The 20,093-nt window shown below is 37.6% G+C and carries 18 protein-coding genes; 6 read left to right on the top strand and 12 right to left on the bottom strand.

Annotation, left to right across the window (positions count from 1 at the left end; genetic code table 11):
* The first annotated feature begins 262 nt into the window (after positions 1-262).
* The gene (locus BB781_RS10885) at positions 263-1,543 is read left to right on the top strand and encodes an ATP-binding protein (RefSeq protein ID WP_094228519.1); all 1,281 of its coding nucleotides are present in this window, start codon (positions 263-265) and stop codon (positions 1,541-1,543) included.
* Between the two features lie 117 nt (positions 1,544-1,660).
* Here the strand turns inward: BB781_RS10885 and BB781_RS10890 are convergent, their stop codons facing one another.
* Both BB781_RS10890 and BB781_RS10895 read right to left on the bottom strand, forming a co-directional pair.
* Positions 1,661-3,046: an ATP-binding protein gene (locus BB781_RS10890; protein WP_242492629.1), complete on the bottom strand. Its 1,386-nt coding sequence runs from the start codon at positions 3,044-3,046 to the stop codon at positions 1,661-1,663.
* Positions 3,047-3,091: 45 nt separating this feature from the next.
* Complete coding sequence (locus tag BB781_RS10895; RefSeq protein WP_094228521.1) at positions 3,092-3,367, bottom strand: hypothetical protein; 276 nt, start codon at positions 3,365-3,367, stop codon at positions 3,092-3,094.
* 428 nt (positions 3,368-3,795) lie between these two features.
* Between BB781_RS10895 and BB781_RS10900 the strand changes: the two genes are divergently transcribed.
* Complete coding sequence (locus BB781_RS10900) at positions 3,796-4,668, top strand: DNA-methyltransferase (protein WP_207205278.1); 873 nt, start codon at positions 3,796-3,798, stop codon at positions 4,666-4,668.
* Between the two features lies 1 nt (position 4,669).
* Positions 4,670-5,479, top strand: coding sequence for a DNA-methyltransferase (locus BB781_RS10905; protein ID WP_207205279.1), 810 nt, complete (start codon positions 4,670-4,672; stop codon positions 5,477-5,479).
* Here the strand turns inward: BB781_RS10905 and BB781_RS10910 are convergent.
* Together BB781_RS10910 and BB781_RS10915 are read right to left on the bottom strand one after the other, a co-directional pair.
* On the bottom strand, positions 5,459-6,709 hold the full coding sequence (locus tag BB781_RS10910) for a hypothetical protein (RefSeq protein WP_094228522.1): 1,251 nt from the start codon (positions 6,707-6,709) through the stop codon (positions 5,459-5,461). The genes BB781_RS10905 and BB781_RS10910 overlap by 21 nt on opposite strands.
* Positions 6,693-7,358, bottom strand: coding sequence for a hypothetical protein (locus BB781_RS10915; RefSeq protein ID WP_129582695.1), 666 nt, complete (start codon positions 7,356-7,358; stop codon positions 6,693-6,695). Before BB781_RS10915 ends, BB781_RS10910 begins: the two co-directional genes overlap by 17 nt.
* A 290-nt stretch (positions 7,359-7,648) precedes the next feature.
* Here BB781_RS10915 and BB781_RS10920 point away from each other — a divergent pair, with 290 nt between their 5' ends.
* Both BB781_RS10920 and BB781_RS10925 read left to right on the top strand, forming a co-directional pair.
* On the top strand, positions 7,649-7,936 hold the full coding sequence (locus BB781_RS10920; protein WP_094228524.1) for a hypothetical protein: 288 nt from the start codon (positions 7,649-7,651) through the stop codon (positions 7,934-7,936).
* A 9-nt stretch (positions 7,937-7,945) separates the two neighbouring features.
* Positions 7,946-8,620 carry a hypothetical protein gene (locus BB781_RS10925; RefSeq protein WP_094228525.1) on the top strand — a complete coding sequence of 225 codons (675 nt, stop codon included), beginning with the start codon at positions 7,946-7,948 and terminating at the stop codon, positions 8,618-8,620.
* Here BB781_RS10925 and BB781_RS10930 read toward each other — a convergent pair.
* The 7 genes from BB781_RS10930 to BB781_RS10960 all read right to left on the bottom strand — a co-directional run bounded on the left by BB781_RS10930 (position 8,576) and on the right by BB781_RS10960 (position 17,415).
* Positions 8,576-8,890 (bottom strand): hypothetical protein, encoded by a 315-nt coding sequence (locus BB781_RS10930; protein ID WP_164997852.1) that lies wholly within the window; start codon positions 8,888-8,890, stop codon positions 8,576-8,578. The genes BB781_RS10925 and BB781_RS10930 overlap by 45 nt on opposite strands.
* Before the next feature lie 8 nt (positions 8,891-8,898).
* Positions 8,899-9,954 carry a PDDEXK nuclease domain-containing protein gene (locus tag BB781_RS10935; RefSeq protein ID WP_094228527.1) on the bottom strand — a complete coding sequence of 352 codons (1,056 nt, stop codon included), beginning with the start codon at positions 9,952-9,954 and terminating at the stop codon, positions 8,899-8,901.
* 85 nt (positions 9,955-10,039) lie between these two features.
* Positions 10,040-10,309 (bottom strand): hypothetical protein, encoded by a 270-nt coding sequence (locus tag BB781_RS10940; protein WP_094228528.1) that lies wholly within the window; start codon positions 10,307-10,309, stop codon positions 10,040-10,042.
* Between the two features lie 84 nt (positions 10,310-10,393).
* Positions 10,394-13,453 carry an ATP-dependent helicase gene (locus tag BB781_RS10945; RefSeq protein WP_094228529.1) on the bottom strand — a complete coding sequence of 1,020 codons (3,060 nt, stop codon included), beginning with the start codon at positions 13,451-13,453 and terminating at the stop codon, positions 10,394-10,396.
* Positions 13,454-13,577: 124 nt separating this feature from the next.
* Positions 13,578-13,928, bottom strand: a complete 351-nt coding sequence (locus BB781_RS10950; protein WP_094228530.1) for a hypothetical protein — start codon at positions 13,926-13,928, stop codon at positions 13,578-13,580.
* Positions 13,925-14,812 carry a metallophosphoesterase gene (locus tag BB781_RS10955; RefSeq protein WP_129582696.1) on the bottom strand — a complete coding sequence of 296 codons (888 nt, stop codon included), beginning with the start codon at positions 14,810-14,812 and terminating at the stop codon, positions 13,925-13,927. Before BB781_RS10955 ends, BB781_RS10950 begins: the two co-directional genes overlap by 4 nt.
* Before the next feature lie 323 nt (positions 14,813-15,135).
* Positions 15,136-17,415 carry a metallophosphoesterase gene (locus BB781_RS10960; RefSeq protein ID WP_094228532.1) on the bottom strand — a complete coding sequence of 760 codons (2,280 nt, stop codon included), beginning with the start codon at positions 17,413-17,415 and terminating at the stop codon, positions 15,136-15,138.
* 131 nt (positions 17,416-17,546) lie between these two features.
* On the opposite strand from BB781_RS10960, the gene BB781_RS10965 reads away from it, so the two are divergent.
* Complete coding sequence (locus BB781_RS10965) at positions 17,547-18,266, top strand: HFX_2341 family transcriptional regulator domain-containing protein (protein ID WP_094228533.1); 720 nt, start codon at positions 17,547-17,549, stop codon at positions 18,264-18,266.
* Positions 18,267-18,899: 633 nt separating this feature from the next.
* On the opposite strand, the gene BB781_RS10970 is transcribed toward BB781_RS10965, so the two are convergent.
* Positions 18,900-19,691, bottom strand: coding sequence for a hypothetical protein (locus tag BB781_RS10970; RefSeq protein WP_094228534.1), 792 nt, complete (start codon positions 19,689-19,691; stop codon positions 18,900-18,902).
* Between the last annotated feature and the right edge of the window lie 402 nt (positions 19,692-20,093).

Raw genomic sequence — 20,093 nt, forward strand, 5'->3', positions numbered from 1 at the left:
TGACAAAGAGCAAAGTTTGCGTTACTCATGTCACCAGGAATTCTACAGAACCGTGATCATTGCGACCCTGATCATTTCCCGTGTAGTGCTCCCAGGGAATTTTGGTGAATATCGATCGCAGGTTATGATCTTTTAGTATATACTAAAAGACGATTATAATCGCTGATAAATAGCCAAATTGCATATTATAACCAGCAAAAATTAATATAATCGCAGATTATAATCGTCAATCTTATATGTTTTGAAGAACAATTAAATTATCATGGAGCAAATGATAGAAAATGTACTAGAAAAGCAGAATCCATGGTGGTTTGGAAAAGATTTCAGTACAGGTGTGCCTCGTCTTCATTACTATCCTCGTTTGTCCAAATATCTGGACACAGAAGAGATATTGTTAATACTGGGTGCAAGAAGGACGGGAAAGTCAACTCTTATCTATCAGCTGATCAGCAGTCTTGAACTTCCTGAGAGTGAAATGGAATCGATACTGTACATGAATCTTGATGAGCCTGTGTTCCAGAGCCAGGCAGATCGTGCCGATCTTCTTTCCAGTATCATTGAAGAACATATAACTGCAACTAAAAAAGAGAAGTATTTCATTTTCCTTGATGAGGTCCAGAACTTCGAGTATTGGACGCAGACACTGAAAACATTATACGATACTGATAAACGCCTGAAATTCGTGCTAACAGGTTCTACATCATCCCTGCTTAAGAAAAATACTATCACACGTCTTTCCGGAAGATACCTTGCTTTGACGGTCTTTCCATTAACTTTTAAAGAACATCTGGATTTCAATGGACTCAAAAAACCGACTTCAGCTGAAAAAAAACTGGAGTTTGAAGAATATCTCAGGCATGGGTCTTTTCCCAGGATATCACTGGAAGAAGACGATGTTATAAAAGAAGAGCTTTTGAAGAACTATTATGAGACCATATACCTGAAGGATATAATCTTCCCTCATAAGCTCAGGAACAACAGGGATGTAATAAACCTGTTGTATTTTATTATCTCAAATGTCGGCAAGCCCTTTTCTTACAAAAGCATAGCAAGTGCTCTGGAAATATCGGCAGATACGGTAAAAGAGTATCTGGGTTATGCAGAGGAATCATATCTGTTATATTCCATTAACAAGTTCGATTTTTCGCTCAGGAAACAACTTGCAAATCCAAAGAAGATCTACTGCCTTGATACAGGTCTGATAAATGCGGTATCGTTCAGGTTCTCAGAGAATTATGGCAGACTGCTTGAGAACCTTGTATTCATGGAACTTATCAGAAGACAAAGTGAGGTATACTATCACAAAGGCACACATGAGTGTGATTTCCTGATAAAGGCAGATAACAAAATAACCAGTGCTATCCAGGTGACAAAGGAACTGAATCTGGATAACCGAAAACGCGAACTTGACGGTTTACTTGAAGCCATGAGAGCATACGATCTGCCACAAGGGCTCATCCTCACCAGGGATACCGATGATCACATTGAGATCGATGGAAAGAAGATCATTGTGAGGCCTGTATGGAAGTGGCTGCTTGAGTGAACAGGAGTGCGTTTGGTTCATTCGAAGAGATCAATATCTATAATCCATAGATGATGGATGCCTGTGCAGGATGGCAGACAGGCTCAAGATCATGGATTTTAAAATTTTCCAAGTATTTCAGAGAAAAATATCCTTCAGTTCCCATACCAGAAAGCCGTCTTTCTCTAGATCATCTCTACCTTCGATCGTTCTGGCAACTATTCCTGCTTTGATATCCATCTTTGAAAGCTCGTGGATCTGTTCTGTTTTTCCGATGGTGTACCTAAGAATGTCTCTTGCATCATCTTCTGTTAGTTCTTTGTTCTTGATCTCCACTGCAAGGGCTTTGCCTTTCTCTTTATTGATACCAAGAATGTCTATCTCATCTCCTCTTCGATTCCACCAGTTACCAATAATGGGATATTCACGTAGCATTTTCTCTGATATCTGCTCCCTTACTATATCCTCAAATATTTTACCGGTATGACTTTGCCATTCCTGAAGTACCTTTTCTGTCAGAGATGGGTAATTGCCTCCCATATACTGGCTTAACATAGGGTATATGAAACGACCATAGAACCTGAAGAAATTGTCCTTGAGGAAGTATCTTCCTCTTTTACTTTTTTGAGGTTTGTCCGTTACTGGTATCCTGTGTTCGACTAGATCAAGCAGGTCGATGAGGTCGTAGAAGTATGCTGATAGTGAGCTTGCAGATACATGTGTCATTTCAGATATTTCTGTTTTGGAGCATTTTCCTTGCGATATTGCGGATATGATTTCGTAATATGTGGAGTGTTCCTTCCCGAATTCTTCTATCAGGATGTCTCTTACCTCATCTTTTAGTGGGGCAAGATCACTTAATATCAACTTTTCAAGAGCATCCTTAAACCCTGTGCACTGGTATTTTTCAAAGAGCCGGTAGTAATAGACAGTTCCACCAAAAAGGAAATAGAGGTTCAGTTTCTCTTCAAGGTCATTTATTCCCATGTTCTCAAGCATTTCAAATGTCTCGGAAATGGTGAACGGCTTGAGTGTCATTATATTGTCTGCACGTTTGAAGAGGGGAGCCTGAGCTTCGATAAAGATCTTCTTTATCATGCCTATTGAAGAACCAGATACAATGAGAAATACCTTACAACTATCCGGCTTCATATCCCAGTATTTCTGAAGCTGGGTGATGAATGATGGATATACTTTCAAAAACCTCTGGAACTCATCGATGGCCAGTACAAGGTCATTGTCATAAGAGGTGATGAATTTGAGAAAATTCTCAGGTTCATCCAGTTTTATATAATCCGGCAGCTCCAGTGTTTCCTGAGTCAATCTACTAAACTCGTCCATAAGGACATCAATACTTTTATTACTGTCAACAAAAAGATACAGTGCCTTCCTGCCCCTGCTGTATTGCCTGATAAGTTCGGTCTTTCCAACCCTTCTTTTCCCGGTGATCACCAGGAAAGAAGGCTTGCTTGCATCAAGCATGCCCATGTGCTCCAGTTCTTTTTTCCGGTTGTAGAATTGCATAATGATTATGTTTGTAATCATTATATTTATAATCATTTGTTGAAACTACAACAGATTCCTCTGAGCATACTCCACCTGCCCAGCCTCCGTTAACCCATCCCTGTACATCTTTGACGATATCTCTATGGAAAGGTCCCTGACCTGGATCAACCCGACATACTGCTTTGCCTGGAGACTGTTGCGATGCAGGGTAAGGAGTTCACCGTTTGCCTGGTTGAGTTTGTCGATGAGGTCAAGGTGGTGAGAGTAGGGACTGAGCCGGGGGTCGGAGTAGGGGAGGTGGTCGTGTTCGAAGAGGGTGATGGTTTTTTCTAAAGCCATATAATTTTATCATTAAGTTTTGATTTTCCAAAAATTCTAGCATATTTCTTATACACATTATTTCCTTATAGACAATATATTAAACATGTAATTGTTTTATTTGCATATATAATATTTTTGAATGAAAAAATGTCCTAATGCAGTATAATAATCATATACACTTAAATTAGTACTGCATACTAAAGACATTATGATTATCAATAACAACAAGGTACAACAGTATAAACTTAATTTGATTTTAAAATATTTGGTCGAAAAATATATGGCAAGGCTTATAATAAGGGAAAATAATTTATTGGTCTTGACCTTATGAAGCGTAGATTAAAGCAAATCCGGTACAAATGACGAGATTATCTGTTATCTAAAAAGTTAAACCTGAGTATATAATATTATTGTCACTGTGAATTGCATTTTATTGAGAGGTTTTTATGGAAATTAATCGTATATACCAAAAATCATCAGAGAAAATGGATGAAATTGATGATAACACAGTTTCGCTAGTTGTAACTTCCCCTCCGTATAATATTGACATAAAATATGGTAATGTACACAAAAATGGAAAAGCTGTTTCATCGAAGGGTGCTAAGTATGAAGACAAACTAACGGAAGATGAGTATATTGCTATGTTGACCAATGTCTTCAATGAATGCAAAAGAGTTTTGAAAGATGACGGATCAATATGGGTAAATATTAAGAATCGATTTTCAAATGGAACTATTCTACCTCCTTTTTGGTTAATTGATATATTTGATGATATGTATTTAAAAAATATCATCATCTGGAATTTTGATTGGGGTGGATCAACTAGCAAGCGTTTTTCATCTAGATATGAATATGTTTTTTGGTTTACTAAGGATGAAAAAGAATACATTTTTAATTTAGATGATGTCACAATACCTGCTTTGAACTATCGACCTGATAGATTCAAGTCGCAATGGAAGAACCCTTCTGATGTATGGTATTTTCAAATGGTGAGTGGAAATTACCCTGAAAGAACGTCTCATCCTGCTCAGTATCCTGAAGAATTGATAGAAAGAATAGTAAAAGTAGCCTCTAACGAGGATGATATAGTTTTAGATCCTTTCATGGGTTCTGGAACAACCGCTAGAGTTGCATCCGATTTAGGTAGGAAATATCTAGGTTATGAAACGAATACTGAATATGTGGATATTTCTGAAGAACGCTTGTCTCAACCTACAAAAAGGAAGAAAAAAGAAAGCAAAGACCCAAGAGGACTATATTTCAGTATGGATAATCACACTTTAGCAGAATATATCAAAGATAACAAAGGATGGAGATAAGTTGGTTGAAGCAAGGTATTTATTTGGAGATTGTAGAGAATTAATTAGAGATTTGGAAGATGAATCGATTAAAATGACAGTAACTTCTCCTCCGTATAACTTAAATAAAGACTATTTGACCTATAGTGATAACATTGAATTAGATGAGTGGAAGAACCTAATTCGCGATATAACTAAAGAAATACATAGGGTACTCACTCCTGACGGCAGTTTCTTTCTTAATGTCAGCCCGATTCCTGATAAAAAGACAAAAGAAATAATTCCACTTGATTCGATTTGTTGGGAAATTGGAAAAGAATGTGGATTTTATTTGAGAAACAAAGTAATTTGGCATTTCAATAATATGCAAAATTGCACTTTAAGGTTAAGTGGACGATGGGAAGCTGTTTTGTGGTTTGTTAAAGACATTAACAATTATGTATTTAATTTACAGGACATTAAAATACCATGCATCACAAAAAATGATAAAAGATTTAACGCTGATGCTGGAAGAAACCCCACAGATGTTTGGCCAATTGATATGGAAAACGATAATTTTTGGTATTTTGATAGAGTAAACAATATGACAAAAAAGAAATTAGGCATTGAGGCTCATCCCTGCATATATCCAATCCCAATGATCGAACGTATTGTAAAAATGTCAACCAATAAAAATGATTGGATTCTTGATCCTTTTTTAGGTTCAGGTACTACCTCAGTTGTTGCTAAAAAATTAGAACGAAATTCTATAGGGTTTGAATTGGATGTGAACTATAAACCAATAATTGAAAAAAGATTGGAAAATGAAGAATCACAAACTATTTTTATTTAATGCACTTTTCATTTTTCCTTCAGGTAAATCTTTGCTGAATTTAGAAATAAAGTCAGATCCATAATCTTCTTTATATTCATGCATTTTTTTCAGCAAAGATTTATGTTGAAATACATTGTGGAAAAAAATTCGAACACGCATTTGGTAATAGTCATCTAGATGGTTACTATTTCCCGTATTTCTTTTATCCGAATTTTGATATATTCTTTTGATATCAACTAAAGGTAAATCATTGCAAAAAGGACAGTTGCAAGTCAAATCATCATACATTGGAGAATTTATAGGATTATATGAAAAAGGATCTGAATTATTCATAAAGTTTCCTTCTTCATCTATTAAAGGAATATAAACTTGTGATACAGAATCAGTACATGCTCTTCTCCAAGGAGTAGCTACATCACATGTATCAACTCCATAATTAACTAGATAAGGGATTTTTTGCCAACCACCTAAACCTAAACCATGAGATTTAACATCCCAACTTTTGTGTTCTTTAAATTTGGAGAATATAGATAATATTTTTATTAAATGGTCAGGCCCTTTATTTGCAATTCCAGCAATTCCAATGATATCAATATTATCTTCATAAGTATCATAAAGATAATTCAAGTTTTCTTCAAAGTCTTTTTCATTTACTCCACTTATTGGTACCATTATTAGATTATCTTCTTTCATATCAATAGATAAATCAAGAAGATTTTTGTTCAATTCCTTTTTTACCTTATTATCAAGGGATTCCCAAATTTTAACACCCTTCTTTGAAATCTCATCGCGTGTAGAATACGAGGGACCAATATCAAAATTCACAAAAATATCAGCATTGCTTTTTGAGACAAAATCTCTGTAAGCATTTGTATATATATCGTAAGAATTTATTGATTTAACATCTTTGCTATCAGATACAACTTTATTAAAGATCCTATTTCCACCAACATCTAATAAAATTATTAAATCATCAGCAGTCTTACTATCGATTGAAGTATTATTTTTCAAAATCTCTTTTATGCTATAATTTTTCATATTTTCAAATTGATTCTGGAAATCATTTTTCGGAATTGTAAATCCAAATGCAAATGAAGAAAAATTAAAAAGAAAGTGTTTATGATCTAGTTTGTCACAAAAATAATCTAAATTTTGGAATAAACGGTCATATTCGCCTCTACCTGCTGGCCATCCTATTGTGGGAAAAAAATCAGGACAGTTAATAACACCATTATTTGTTACTATCATTAAGATCCCTCAAGTTTGAAAGTTCCATACATAAATCTTCAAAAGTCTTCATAGAATACAAGCTTGGATAAAACTTTTTAGTGTATCCTACTTTTTTATTATTCCTAAAATCTCCTTCTCTTTCCTTTCGATCATATTCAATTCCTTTATTCAGGAATAATTCAGTGTCAGCTGCACTTTGATAAAAAATACCTTTTATACATGGAAAATCAATCCAATGAACATAATAAACAGGAACGTCTATTTCGTTTTTGATGATTTCAAGCTGCTTTTTTACTTTTGCATAATCTAATGTTACAGAACCTTCATAGCATTCTCTTCCAGGATTAAAATTATAAGCTTTTACAAATGGTGCTTGATGATATTTTACTTCATAATAAGCTAAAATATCTCCATTGAGAGAGCATATTGCATTGTCTGGGTATTTCTTGTTTTTATTGTCTCCTTTCTTGAAAATGAAATTCTTCTTTTCAAAAAATAATCCCAGTTTTTCTTCAAAATTTTTTCCCATCTGAACATCTAAGGATTTAACAGATTTATTTCTGGGATTTAAAAAATATTTCCAGCATTTTTTACATTCGTCTTCTAATTGTGGTATATTCTCAAAAAAAGAATGTCTTGGTACAACTTGGTCATTAATCTTGTACATATGATGAAAACATTGCTTATTAAAAGAATCAAAAGTTAAAGCATTATCATATTTTTTGCTCCACTCAAATATTCTAAAATATCTGAAGAACAACTTTTCAATAATTCCACGTATAAAGAAGAACTATAATCTGTTAAATTTTCAGTTGATTCTACACTCATAATTAGTAATTACATACTAAATATATTTAATAGTGATTAGTCCTGATAAAATAATATTAAGTAAATATAACTAATATTCATCAATTTAGACTAAATAGATTAAAGTTCAATTACATTTATTAAACAAATATGTCAACATGGGATTGGATAAAAATTTTTAATTCAGAAACAAGAAGAGAAATTTTAAATATTCTTTCAAAAAAAGATATGTCTGCAACATCATTATATAACAATATGCAATCGTCAAAAATAAAATATCGTCAAACAATTTATAAAGAACTTCAATTCTTGGTAGATGTAGGTGCTCTTGAAAAATATTATGATAATGATTCAAAACAATTAATGTATAAACTTATTGTTAGCAAAATTGTAATTGATTTAAAAAATATGAATATAGACGTAATCAAACACGAATAAATGATAATTATGAAAATTGTTATCCTTACTGAAGAAAGTAAAGTAAAATTTCCACCAATTGACACATGGCATAACAGAATTGGTAGAGGCATTAATATTAAAAATGATCAGAAATTTGTAGAATTGTTAAGGGAGAATAATTTAAAAGTTCCTAGCAATGATATTGAATTAGAAAATGAATATCGCAATATTCTCTACAATTACATAAGACCTGCCAATCTGCTGTTTGCAGGAATGTTTTCGGAAGTAAGACATTTTGCAGAACAATTGTCTAAAAACTATACAGTTGAAACATTTATACTTTCGGGACGATATGGGCTATTAAAGGAAACAGAGCCAATAATACCATATTCATTTCATATTGAAACATTAACTGATTTAGACTCGCTTAACAAATCTACAAATTTCTGTGACAAAATGAAACTAGCTGCAAAAAATGCGGATTATATAATATTATTATTTCCCGAACGTTTTAATAAATATTTAGTGCAAAATAAGTTTTTTTTAGAATTATCTGATAAAAAACTAATCATAGTTTGCAGTAATGATATAAAAAAAGAGATTACTGATTTCTATAATATCATTTTTCTAAAAAGACAAGGTGTTGCTAGAATTGGAGAAATTAATAGAATAAAAATATTAGATATTCTCAAAAAAAACACAACAAATGATAATTTCTTGTAAACTTCCTTTATACTTGTTGGGAAATGAAATTCCACACAGCTCCATAAAATCATAAAAACGGCAATTCGGCTGCTTAACAACCTCAAAGTCCTCGCTCAATATCCTCACAACAGCCTCTTTCACACGCTCAACCACAGCATCAACCTTCTTCTCCACAACATCAACTAACACCATTTTAGCTTTATCAGGATTCACATAGAAATGCTCCGCCTGCACAGTCAACTTCCCGTACCACTCCTCCATTGCCAAAGAACGCCTAACAAACTGCACATAGCTCCTCATTTTTCAGCCTCATCTGCATCCGGCAGTTCAATGTTCTTACACTCTGTGAATGCATAAAATTCATGCAGCTTTGCCTGTAGAAGTTTCTTATCCGGCAATTGTGTCTGGTATTCTGCGACCAGAGCGGGGGAGAGGGAACGACTGAGGGCGTACTCAACAACCTCGTTGTCCCTGGTGGCGCAGAGAAGCACACCAATGGAAGGTCCCTCGTGGGACTTGCGGACATTCCTGTCAAGGGCCTCAAGATAGAACTCAAGTTTTCCAAGGTGTTCCGGCTGGAACTCGCCGATCTTCAGCTCGATGGCTACAAGGCAATTAAGTCCACGATGGAAGAACAGCATGTCCAGTGAAAAATCCCTGCCACCAACCTGAAGAGGGAACTCACTGCCGATAAAGCAGAACTCATGACCCAGCTCTGTCAGGAAATGCCGCATATTGTTCACAAGGCTTTTGTGCAGATCAGCTTCAAGGTGTCCCTCAGAAAGTTCCAGGAATTCAACAACATAAGCATCCCTGAACACCTTCTCTGCATCAGGGTGCAGTTCTCTCAACACCGTTGAGAGCTTTGGAGGATTCAGTACCGACCGCTCGAACAGAGCACCGTCTATCTGGCGTGCAACCTCACGCACCGACCAGCGATGCTGTATAGCCATACGCAGATAGAATTCCCGCTCTTCGGCCATCTTAGTCTTGGAAAGGATATGCAGGTTAGAAGACCATGGCAGATCTCTCAACATCGTTGAGAGTTGCGGATGATCCTTATATGTTTCAAAGAACTGGCGCATTCTCCAGAGATTCTGTGCCGAAAAACCTCTTATCCCCGGATTCTGCTCCTGGATATAGGAAGCAAGAGAATTCACCGTACCCTTTCCCCACCCGTCCGTAGTGATGCGGAGACTGATAGTTTCCCCTAATTTCCAGTAAAGGTCAATGAGTGCAGTATTAACCGCAGCAAAAGCCTGCTGGCGTGCAGATCTTATCATCTCCACAACTTCAGCAAAAGTCTCCTCCTCTGATATGGAAACTGACTCCTGGGATTTTACTTTTTCCATGTTTGATCCACCCTTTACCTTTCACCACATTTCCTTTGGCTTTACGATTAGCAGGTTTTACTTAACGAATACTTGACGATCAGACTCATTGCATCTGATCCATCCACTCACACACCGCCCCATAATCACAAAAATGACAATTGGGCTGATCATATATCTCAAAGTCCTCTGTTAATATTCCCAAAAGAGCCAATTGTATATCCTCTTTCATCTCTTGGCTGGCGAGATGTTCAATATGCACGGGCATTTTTATAATATTTTTATCCAGATGATTATCGTGGAAAATCGGATGATTATCGTGGAAAATCGGATGATTATCGTGGAAAATCGGATGATTATCGGATGATTTCTTCATTAGAGATTCCCTCCTTCAACTTGCAAATGGCACTCCTGCCTGCTCCTGGTGCACATTCTTTTTTGACTATCAACTGAACTGCCATCATTTCCCATTCACCCACTCACACACCGCCCCATAATCACAAAAACGACAATTCGGCTCCTCAACAACCTCAAAATCCTCATCCAATATCCCCGCAACGGCCTCCATGACCCTGTCGATCACAGCCTCAACCTCCTTCTCAGCAACATCAACAAGCCTCAGTTCAGCCAGGTCAGGATTCACATAGAAGTGACCGGCCTGCAGAGGTAATTTCCCGTACTTCTCCCTCACTGCCAGGCAGTAAAGAGCAAGCTGGACATCCTCTTTCATCTTCTTTTTGCTAAGAGTGGTCTTGCCGGTCTTGTAGTCGATGATAATGTAATCTCCGGCGGGGGTTTTATCTATGCGGTCAATTGAACCGGCAAAGTGTTTTCCGTCAAGTTCCAGGTCGAACCATTGCTCCACATCTATGGTCTCGTTGGGATTGTGCTGCTCAAAATCGAACCAGATGTCAAGCATATTCTCCATCTTGGTCTTTTCCTGCTTTTCGCGGGTGGCGGAAGTGTAGGCTGAACCGTCCCAGTTATCATTGAGCATGGTTTTTGCGTCCGTAACTGAAGGGCTCTTGCCCTGGAGCTTCTGCCTTGTCATTTCCTCGTAGACGGCATGGACTTTAGTGCCCACATTGAAATATCCCTTCTGCGGGGTAGGGATGCGGAGCACGTAATTGTATTTGAACTTCAGAGGGCAGTCCATGTATTCCTTGATACGGGATGCTGAGAAACGCATATTCTGGTCCACAAGCGGAGGGACATTTCCACCCACAAGGTCATCGAGTTCAGCCGGGTCCAGCGGAGATGCTTTCAGGAAAGCATCATGATCAAAGGTTGTAATGTTGCCGTTCTTCTCCAGCTCCTGAAGCTGTGCCAGTACGACAAGGGACTCCAGAGCCTGGTCCAGCTGTCCCTGCCTGGTATACATGCTCACAAGGTTCTCATACTCATCCTTCTTCCTCTGCAGCGGTGAAGCACTGGCTGGTCCCGGTCGAACCTGTGCCTGATTCGCTTCAATAAGCTCCACGAGCGTATTATTCTCATAATCTATCTCAACCAGGAACTGGCTGGGTTTGGAAGCATTGGCATTGCCTGCATACTTCTCAGGATGCACCAGGTATAGCTGCTCTTTAGCACGGGTCATAGCCACATAGGCTAGCCTGCGCTCCTCTTCAAGATGCAGTACCTTCTCCTCCACATTCCTCTGCACACCACGGGCCAGCTCGAAGGGTACAGTGAACGGCTTTGTCCTGTACTGCAACGGAAGATGGCGTGCAGCAAGGTCACATACAAAGACCACCTTCGCCTCCTTTCCCTTGGACTGGTGGATGGTCATCACCTTCACACTGTTCTCCTCGCTGGACTTTCCTTCATCGATATCCAGATCGAAAACAATAGCCAGATGTTCCATCACAGTCTCAAACTCTGACCCACCATCCACAAACTCCAGATCACCCACCATCTCCACAAGCGAGTTCAACAATTTGATGTTGCGTCTGGAATGCTCATTATCCTCTGCCAATTGAGAGCGATACAGATCGGTCTTCTGAGTAAAGAGGAACGTCACAGTATCAGAAGGAACGTGATTTTTCTTGTAGCTCATAACCTCCTCAAGCCGGGAAAGAACAGATCTTACAAGCTCTTTCTGTGTAATACCACTAGTATCAAGCTGGTTCAGTATAACTGAATATATCCCGTCACCCTGTGTAGGATCATTCTTCCTGACCTGCTGCGCAAGAATATTGATCTTCTGCAGGTTGTGCTCCGTAACACCTTCCCTGAAGAGTATCTTTGCAAATGAAACACCATTATTAAAAGGATCGGACACCACTTTCATATAAGCAAGAGCATCCTGTATGACCGGAAAATCATTCAACTGCAGTGCGCCCACATATTCCACAGGGATCATGAGTTCCTTCAAAGCATCACTGAACTTCTCACCGTCAGCACGTTTCCTCGTGAGTATGTAGATGTCCTGAGGCTCAAGTCCATCCTCATCTACAAGTCTCTGTATCTCATTGGCCACCCACTCAGCCTCACTGCTATCATCAGGTGCCTTTACAACCTTGACATTATCCCCGTCACCATTGTACGACTTAAGGTTCTTTACCTCTCTATCTGGATTATGGGCTACAAGTTCTTTTGAAAGCTCGACTATCTGGTTCGTGGACCTGTAATTTATCTCCAGTGTAACCTTCTCAAGTGAAGGATAATAATCCTCAAGTTGCTTGATATTGGACAGGTACGCACCCCTGAAGCGATAGATACACTGGTCATCATCAGCCACACAGGTAAGGTTGCCACTGTCTGCAAGCAAATGCACAAGGTGCAGCTGAGCATAGTTCGTATCCTGGAACTCATCTACAAGAATGTAATCATACCTGCTACTGACATTCTTTCTGATAAACTCGTTATTATCAAGAAGAGAGCATGCCAGCACGATCATGTCATCATAATCAACAAAATTATTGTTCCACTTATACTCCTGATAATGCCTGTAGAATCTCCCGAGATCTTCCATTTTCAGAAGAGCATCTTTTTCTTCCTCATCAATAGAAGGATCTGAAAGCTTGCTCTGAACAAAAGCATCCAGTTCATCCGGAGTGATCAAATGATCATGAAACTGTGAAACACCTTCTATCAGGCTGGTTATCAGATCATAAGGAAACGGAGGTACGATCAAATTCTTAAATGCAAAAGTATCGATATTCTTTATACCCCATACATGAGAATGTTCTTTGGATATCAGCTTCGTCCCATAGCTGATTCCCATGTCCAGCGGGAACTGCCGTATCAGTTCATTGCAGAATGAATGAAAAGTAGAAACTGTAATGCCACTTCCAATTCCGATATGATCCTCGATCCTCTCCCGCATCTCCCCTGCAGCCTTGTCAGAAAAGGTAAGTGCCAGGATCTTCTCAGCTGGTGTACCCTTTGCAATAAGGTCGAGCACTTTCTCGGTTATTGTAAGTGTTTTTCCGGACCCCGGTCCGGCAAGTATAAGGAGCGGGCCTTGAGTATACGTTACAGCTTTCAATTGTCCGGCATTGAGATTGCTTGATACCAATATGATCGCTCCGAATGATGTGTAGTAATGTACGACTCATATTCATTCTTTTTTATTATATTTATAGACTTCTATAAGATATTGTGCAATTGTTAGAAGTATTAATTCTGCACGATTGTCCCCATTATTTTGCAGACTCAAAATATTCTCCCAGCACCTGCGAGAATCTCCCAAGGTCCTTAAATGACATCTCTGCATAAAATGCAGCATCTCCAAAGCGCAGATCCATTACCCAGTGATCATTATGGTTTAACACAAACCCCATTATCAATGTCTTATCTCCCATGAACTCCACCATTTCCTCATCCGGAATCCTTGGTGGCTGCAAAATAGCTTTCAATTGCATGAGCATCCTGTAAGCTATATGGGGATTCATGTCAAACTCAAGATCATGGTCCTTTGTCTTCAGTACAAATCTGTTGTTCAGGATCTCAAGGTCAATATCCCTTCTTTCCACATCAAGTGTCCATTTCATATTTTTATCTCCTTGTTCACATTGTTTTCATTTTTGTACAACAAATGCCAGTAAGGTCCTCTCACCACATCTGTCAGATGATATCCATTTTCATCCTCGTCACCAAACGAGTATATTGTAAGCTCCCCATCTTTCAGAACTACAAAAGCTCCGCAAAAGGAATCTTCTTTGTCCTGAACAGGAGCTGAATATATAGACAACAACTTCCCATCATACCACCATTTGTAACCCTCTGGAACAGAAGAATGACTCTGGACTATCAATTTTAACCAGCTGTAGCAATACATGAACCCTTCATACACAGCCCGTCCAAAAGTTTCTGAATCTTTAGCCATTTCAGGAGGAAGGAGTTTGATATACTGAAAAGGATCACTGCTCAGCAATCCGGACTGTTCTCCTTTCCTTAGATTATTCATCCCGAAACCACCGGGAACACCACAATTGATGCAGAATACAGAACCATTCACAATAGCTGCCACTGGCATTTTCTTAAATGCCTCCAATAAAAGCGAAAGCAATTCAACATCTGTACCATCGTTCTTATTTGCAAGCTCATGCCTGCCCTGAAGCAAAACAACCCTGTCAGGATATTTGATCTTCAATTCAAAAAGCTGCTTTAGAAGTTCAAATGAATGATTTTCCCTGTCCAGATACCCTCCAAGAAAAACAATGTTGCTACAGTCCGTTTCTTCGAATTCTTCAATGATGAGATAAAGAGCTTTACTGTTTCCATGAAGTTCACCCACAATAATGACAGGTTCTGAATCCTTATACACAAGTGCCGGTTCAGATGAAAGAAGGTCTGTGACTTCTGGGATCAGCTTTCTTAATGTCATTGCTGTTTCCTCAAAGTCTACATCCTCAAACGTATCTTTGTTTTTCAATATACCCACCTTTTTTCCACGATCTAACGACTCTTATCATTTCTAAAAGGATATCCCAGGTTGTGCCCTGGGATATTGATAACCCACTCCCTTTTAGAGAACCCACCGAGTACCACCTATTGTGTGGGCAGATTATAGTATGCCATCAATATACTTAAAGATTATGTTTAATTATTAATGAAGTATTTATGTTTTGTAGTTGTTATGGTATATAAGTAAAAAATGCAGATAAAAATATGTCTTTTCTAGATGAAGGTACTGAACTGAGTAACTCTGGATGCTATGAGGAAGCTCTTAAAAACTTGATGCGTAGCTTATAAAAGCTACACATCCACCAATATCTGCTCCGCCACATGATTATGCTTTTTCAGCAAAGCATACATATCATCTGATGTTTCGATCGACTCGCACTCGGCAATTAACCTGTCAATAATATTTGGTTCAGTAAAGGTGTATCGATTAACTATTTCTGCCCCTTCCAAACAAGGATTATCGTATCCATTGTATTCCCATTTAACCAGGATCTCATTCATTTCCCTGTAAAAGTGAATAGATATAGTACTGTCATAATTATAGAATTCAAATTTTTCAGAGTCATGACCTACAACATCTATCAAAGAGTATGGATTTTCGACATTGGTTATCTGGAAGGTGTCAAAATCTAAAGATTTGTGCCTGACCTTGTTTTCAACTATCGGATTTCCGAAAACGGATATCTTCAATGCATCATTAACTGGCTTCCATTTTCCATCCTCAATGAGTGCAAATGCACCCTTGTTATCAGATCCACAGTATCCGGGCGTAGAGAACAGAGAAAGTAATTTTTCGTTGAACGACCATTTGTAGCCTTCCTCTGATTCGGAGCGAGCTCTTATTATCATTTCAAGTCCGTTCAGCCTCAGGAACTCCTCACAGATATCCGGACCAAATAACTCTGCTCCCCACCTCTGCGGAGATTCCTTTAGACCCCTATCTTCCTGTGGATCATTCCATAAGTAAGGATGATGATCTTCTTTTTTGATAAGGTCTAAAGTCACAGGATGGCCTATCCCTCCATGAACACAAAAGAACCTTTCATTTAAAACTGCAGCAATTGGCATCTTTTTAAATGTACTGTTCACAAGGGCGAACAACTCATCATCTTCATTCAGTTCATCATAAAGTCCTGATAGCCTATTTGTTTCTGCAGTTTCGTGGGTCCCCTTTAACAGAAAGACCCCACCAGGACGCTCGATCTTTAACTGGAACAAGCATTGAAGGATCTCTATAGAACAATCTCCCCCATCAACAAAATCTCCAAGAAAGATCAAAGTCGGGCGATTATTCTCCTTCCATGCTTCTAATATGAATACCAATGCCTCTAAATTGCCATGTAGATCGCCCACTATCATAGCAGATGACCGCTCTATATGGATGACCGCAGACTCACGTTCAAATAGAGAGGAGACTTTTTTGTTAAGTTCTTTAAAATCTTTTTTACACAACAGATCCTCCTCATCCACATCCAAAAGCCGTTTCCATTCAAGAGAATGCTTAGCAAGCAAAGGATATAGATCATCTAATGTTTTGATGGATCTGCACTCAATAATCACTTTTTCAACAGCATTTGCTTCAGTGAAGGTGTATTCATCTGCAATTACTGCTCCCTCACATAATGGACTCTCCCCTCCATGATCATAACTAGTAACCAGAATATTATTTACTTGAAGAAAACGGAATATTATTGATATAGTACAACCAGTTTCAGAATCATAGAATTCAAATATTTCAGAATTATGGCTTATGACCTTCAACAAAGAATATGAACCATCTTCTGACCTGCCAAAAACAAATGTATTTAGTGCTTCATCCAGCGTTTTACATCCATCATGCTCTATGAATACAAACGCTCCTCTATTGTCTGATCCACAGTACTCAGGTGTTGAGAACAGAGATAATAATTGTCCATCAAACCACCACTTGTAACCATCTTCTAATTCCGAATGAGCCCTTATTATCATATCCAGTCTGTTCAATTTCAGGAACTCCTCACAGATATCCGGACCAAAAACCTGTGCACAAGATCTATGGGGAGATTCTTTTAATCCATTTTCTGCCTGCGGATCGTTCCATAAGTAAGGATGGTAATCTTCTTTTTCGATAAGGTCTAACGTTACAGGCTCACCTATTCCTCCATGGACACAAAAAACATTTTCATTCAAAACTGCAGCAATAGGCATCTTTTCAAATGTCCTGTTCACAAGAGAAAACAACTCATCGTCTTTGTCAAGGTCATCATAAAGTCCATAAAATGCATTTGTTCCTGCAGTCTCGTGATTGCCACGAAGCAGGATAAAACAATCCGGGTGATTAATCTTTAACTTGAACAAATAAGAGAGTAACTCAACTGAATGATCGCCTCTGTCAACGTAATCTCCAAGAAAGATGTATTTTTTGCAATTAAGTTCCTCACCTTTCTCTAATATGAGATCCAATGCTTCAATATTGCCATGAAGATCTCCTACAAGAATGACGGAGGAAAAATCCACATGAACAACAGCCGGCTCTGATTCAAACAAAACGGATACTTTATTGTTAAGCTCACAAAATAATGTTTTTTCCATTAAAATCCTACCAAAAAGCTCGATTTATGTATACTCGAATAAATTACTCAATTATACTTAAATTTAATGTTTAAGTAAAACGTAGCATATTAATAAAAACATATATATTGAATTAAACATAATGTTCAATCATGGAAAAAGCAAAGATGTTCACGCATCTGGTGCCTGTTGGTTTCTCCCCTGAAAAACTGATAGAAAGTATCAAACAATTCCCTGTTCACAAGATCATCATCCTGACACACAAAGGCGACGAAGAACAGGAAAAAGTGCAATCTGCAGTAAAAAGCATCAAGAAGGCTTTCAAGGGATCTGAAGTAGAGAACAGAGTAATTGAAAGAGAGAACATTTTGGAATCTTCTCTTGAGATGCTGGATATCATCGAAGCTGAGGTCAAAGCAGGAAGCACTGTTAAGATCAATATATCAGGTGGACTGAGGAACATCGGCATATCAGCATACATCGTTTCACTTGTAAGCAATGTCCCGATATACAGTGATATTCCTGAATACACAGATAAAGAGATATATCATCTGAAAGGCGTTCTTGACATTCCACTTTTCCCGATCAAAGACCTTGCCAAAGAACAGATAAGCATACTTGAAAAACTGGAAGATGGTGTTGAATCTGTTGATGACCTTATCTCCAGATTAAAGCCAGAACTTGAAAAAGGAACAACTGATTTTGGCAATGAGAGATCACGCCTCAGCCATCACATTAAGAAATTAAGTAATGCGGGTTTCATTGAAACTGAAAAGGTCAGTAAGAACCTTGTAATTACAAAAAGTAAGGTGGGTTTGATTTACATGAAGGGTAGGGATATCAAGAAACTACAAAAAAATCTTGCAGATTGAGTATCAATTTCAGTTTTTCCTATAAATCTTAATCTAATACAATTATCCCCTCAAATAGATACTCAGGAGACTTTTTTCAGTGTAGATTATATAGTATTTGATAGATTCAGGTAGTATTGAAATCGCATGATTGTCAGTTGTCAGAAATGCCGGGGTAACATCTGTAAGAAGGAAATACGAATTATCTAATTCAACACCGATTTTCTTAAACCTTGATTGAAACATAGACTCTTTCAACTTCGAACTAATGCATTTTATCAAACTAGAGGAAGAAGATCACCCGTTTTAACGGGTGGTAGTTCACGAATCGAAGATTAACAACCTGAGTTCCCAAGTTTTAAGCGCATATCAGCAGGAGATGTAAATAGAAAACGCCACTAGAATTTGATTTTTACTTCTTGCCAAACGGAATAATGTTGTAAAATATAAGCACATATTTCCGCATCAAGAGACGCGTATGCGCCTAAAAAGGCGGAAGTCAGGTAACAAGTTTTCCTCCTCTTATTAAAACAAGCAATTCGCAATGTAGGACACCTTTCGCATATCTAACAATAAGTCGGTAGAACGAGATTTAGCAGGATTCATCATCTTTTTCAATTTATAGACACTCCGATACTTTGATTTAATATCCATTTAAACATCGTTAGAGTAGTCCTCAACCTTCTGCTTGTGCAAATTAACTATTCTTATTACAGCATTTGGTGAATCTATCCATCGAACGCGAGTTAAACTATGATCTATCATATCCGGACTATGCTGAAGATAATGCTTCTCTGCTTTGGGAAAACAAACTTTAGCAATGGCTTCTTTAGATATGTTGTGAACGATTATTCTGTTTGCAGATTTTGGGAAAAGTTTTGATAACTTCTTAGAAAAACGAATCAATTCAATATTACGTAGGACGTGGTTTCCAGGATCATAAAATGATCTCATAGTGCACTGACATAATATTGACCTATAGTGGCAAACTACATAGCTAAAGTAGAATTCACCATTTTCATTTTGCTTAGAACCACCGTAAAAATCAAGGATTTCTTTATTCCGCTCATTATTTGTATCATCTTTTTCTCTGCAGTAACAAGTACTTTCAACATCGAACCCTCTGGCTAGCCTATCGGCAACTTTTTGGAATTCTTCTGATCTGGAAACATGTGTTATGGATATTTGGTTGTTTCGATTCCGCTGCATACATTTTACAGCAGATGCATTATCATTGTATATAATGCCTTGTTCCTTGTTTTCAGCTAATACTGTAAACATTTGGGAGGCAAAATTGATGGCTTCAATTTCGCTGACATAGCAACTGCATGGTTTTGGTATTATTTTCTTTGTGAGTTGAAGTATCATCTCTCCATCCTTTAAAACTACGCAACCAATAAAAGAAGCAAAAGCACGATAAGATGCATCACAATAGATTTCCAACATGTTTTTCCTCGATTCGCACACTTATTAAAAAAGAAGATATTGGTTTGAATTTCAGAGTTATGATTATCTTCTTTTTGAAATACGCTTAAAGTAATTCCCCACATGACTCATACTAAAATACATCCCATCTAATTAAATCTTATGTTTAACTGTTGTAATAATGATTAATTATGAGACTTTTTATTATATTCTAATCACCCTTCAAATCCGGCCAAACCCTCTTAAAAATCTCTCCTTTAAATAATTCGCTGTCTTAATACACTCTTTTGCATCCTTATTTTAAAAAATAAGAGTTAAATAGTTGTTATTTACAGATAGTTACCACTACTACAAAAGTATAAACACAGTTTCATAGGAGAATCATCCATATTTGTTTCGTGCTATCTCGAGTGGAAATTTACC

Origin of the sequence: Methanolobus psychrotolerans (genome assembly GCF_002243045.1) — an archaeon.
Classification (GTDB): Archaea; Halobacteriota; Methanosarcinia; order Methanosarcinales; family Methanosarcinaceae; genus Methanolobus; species Methanolobus psychrotolerans.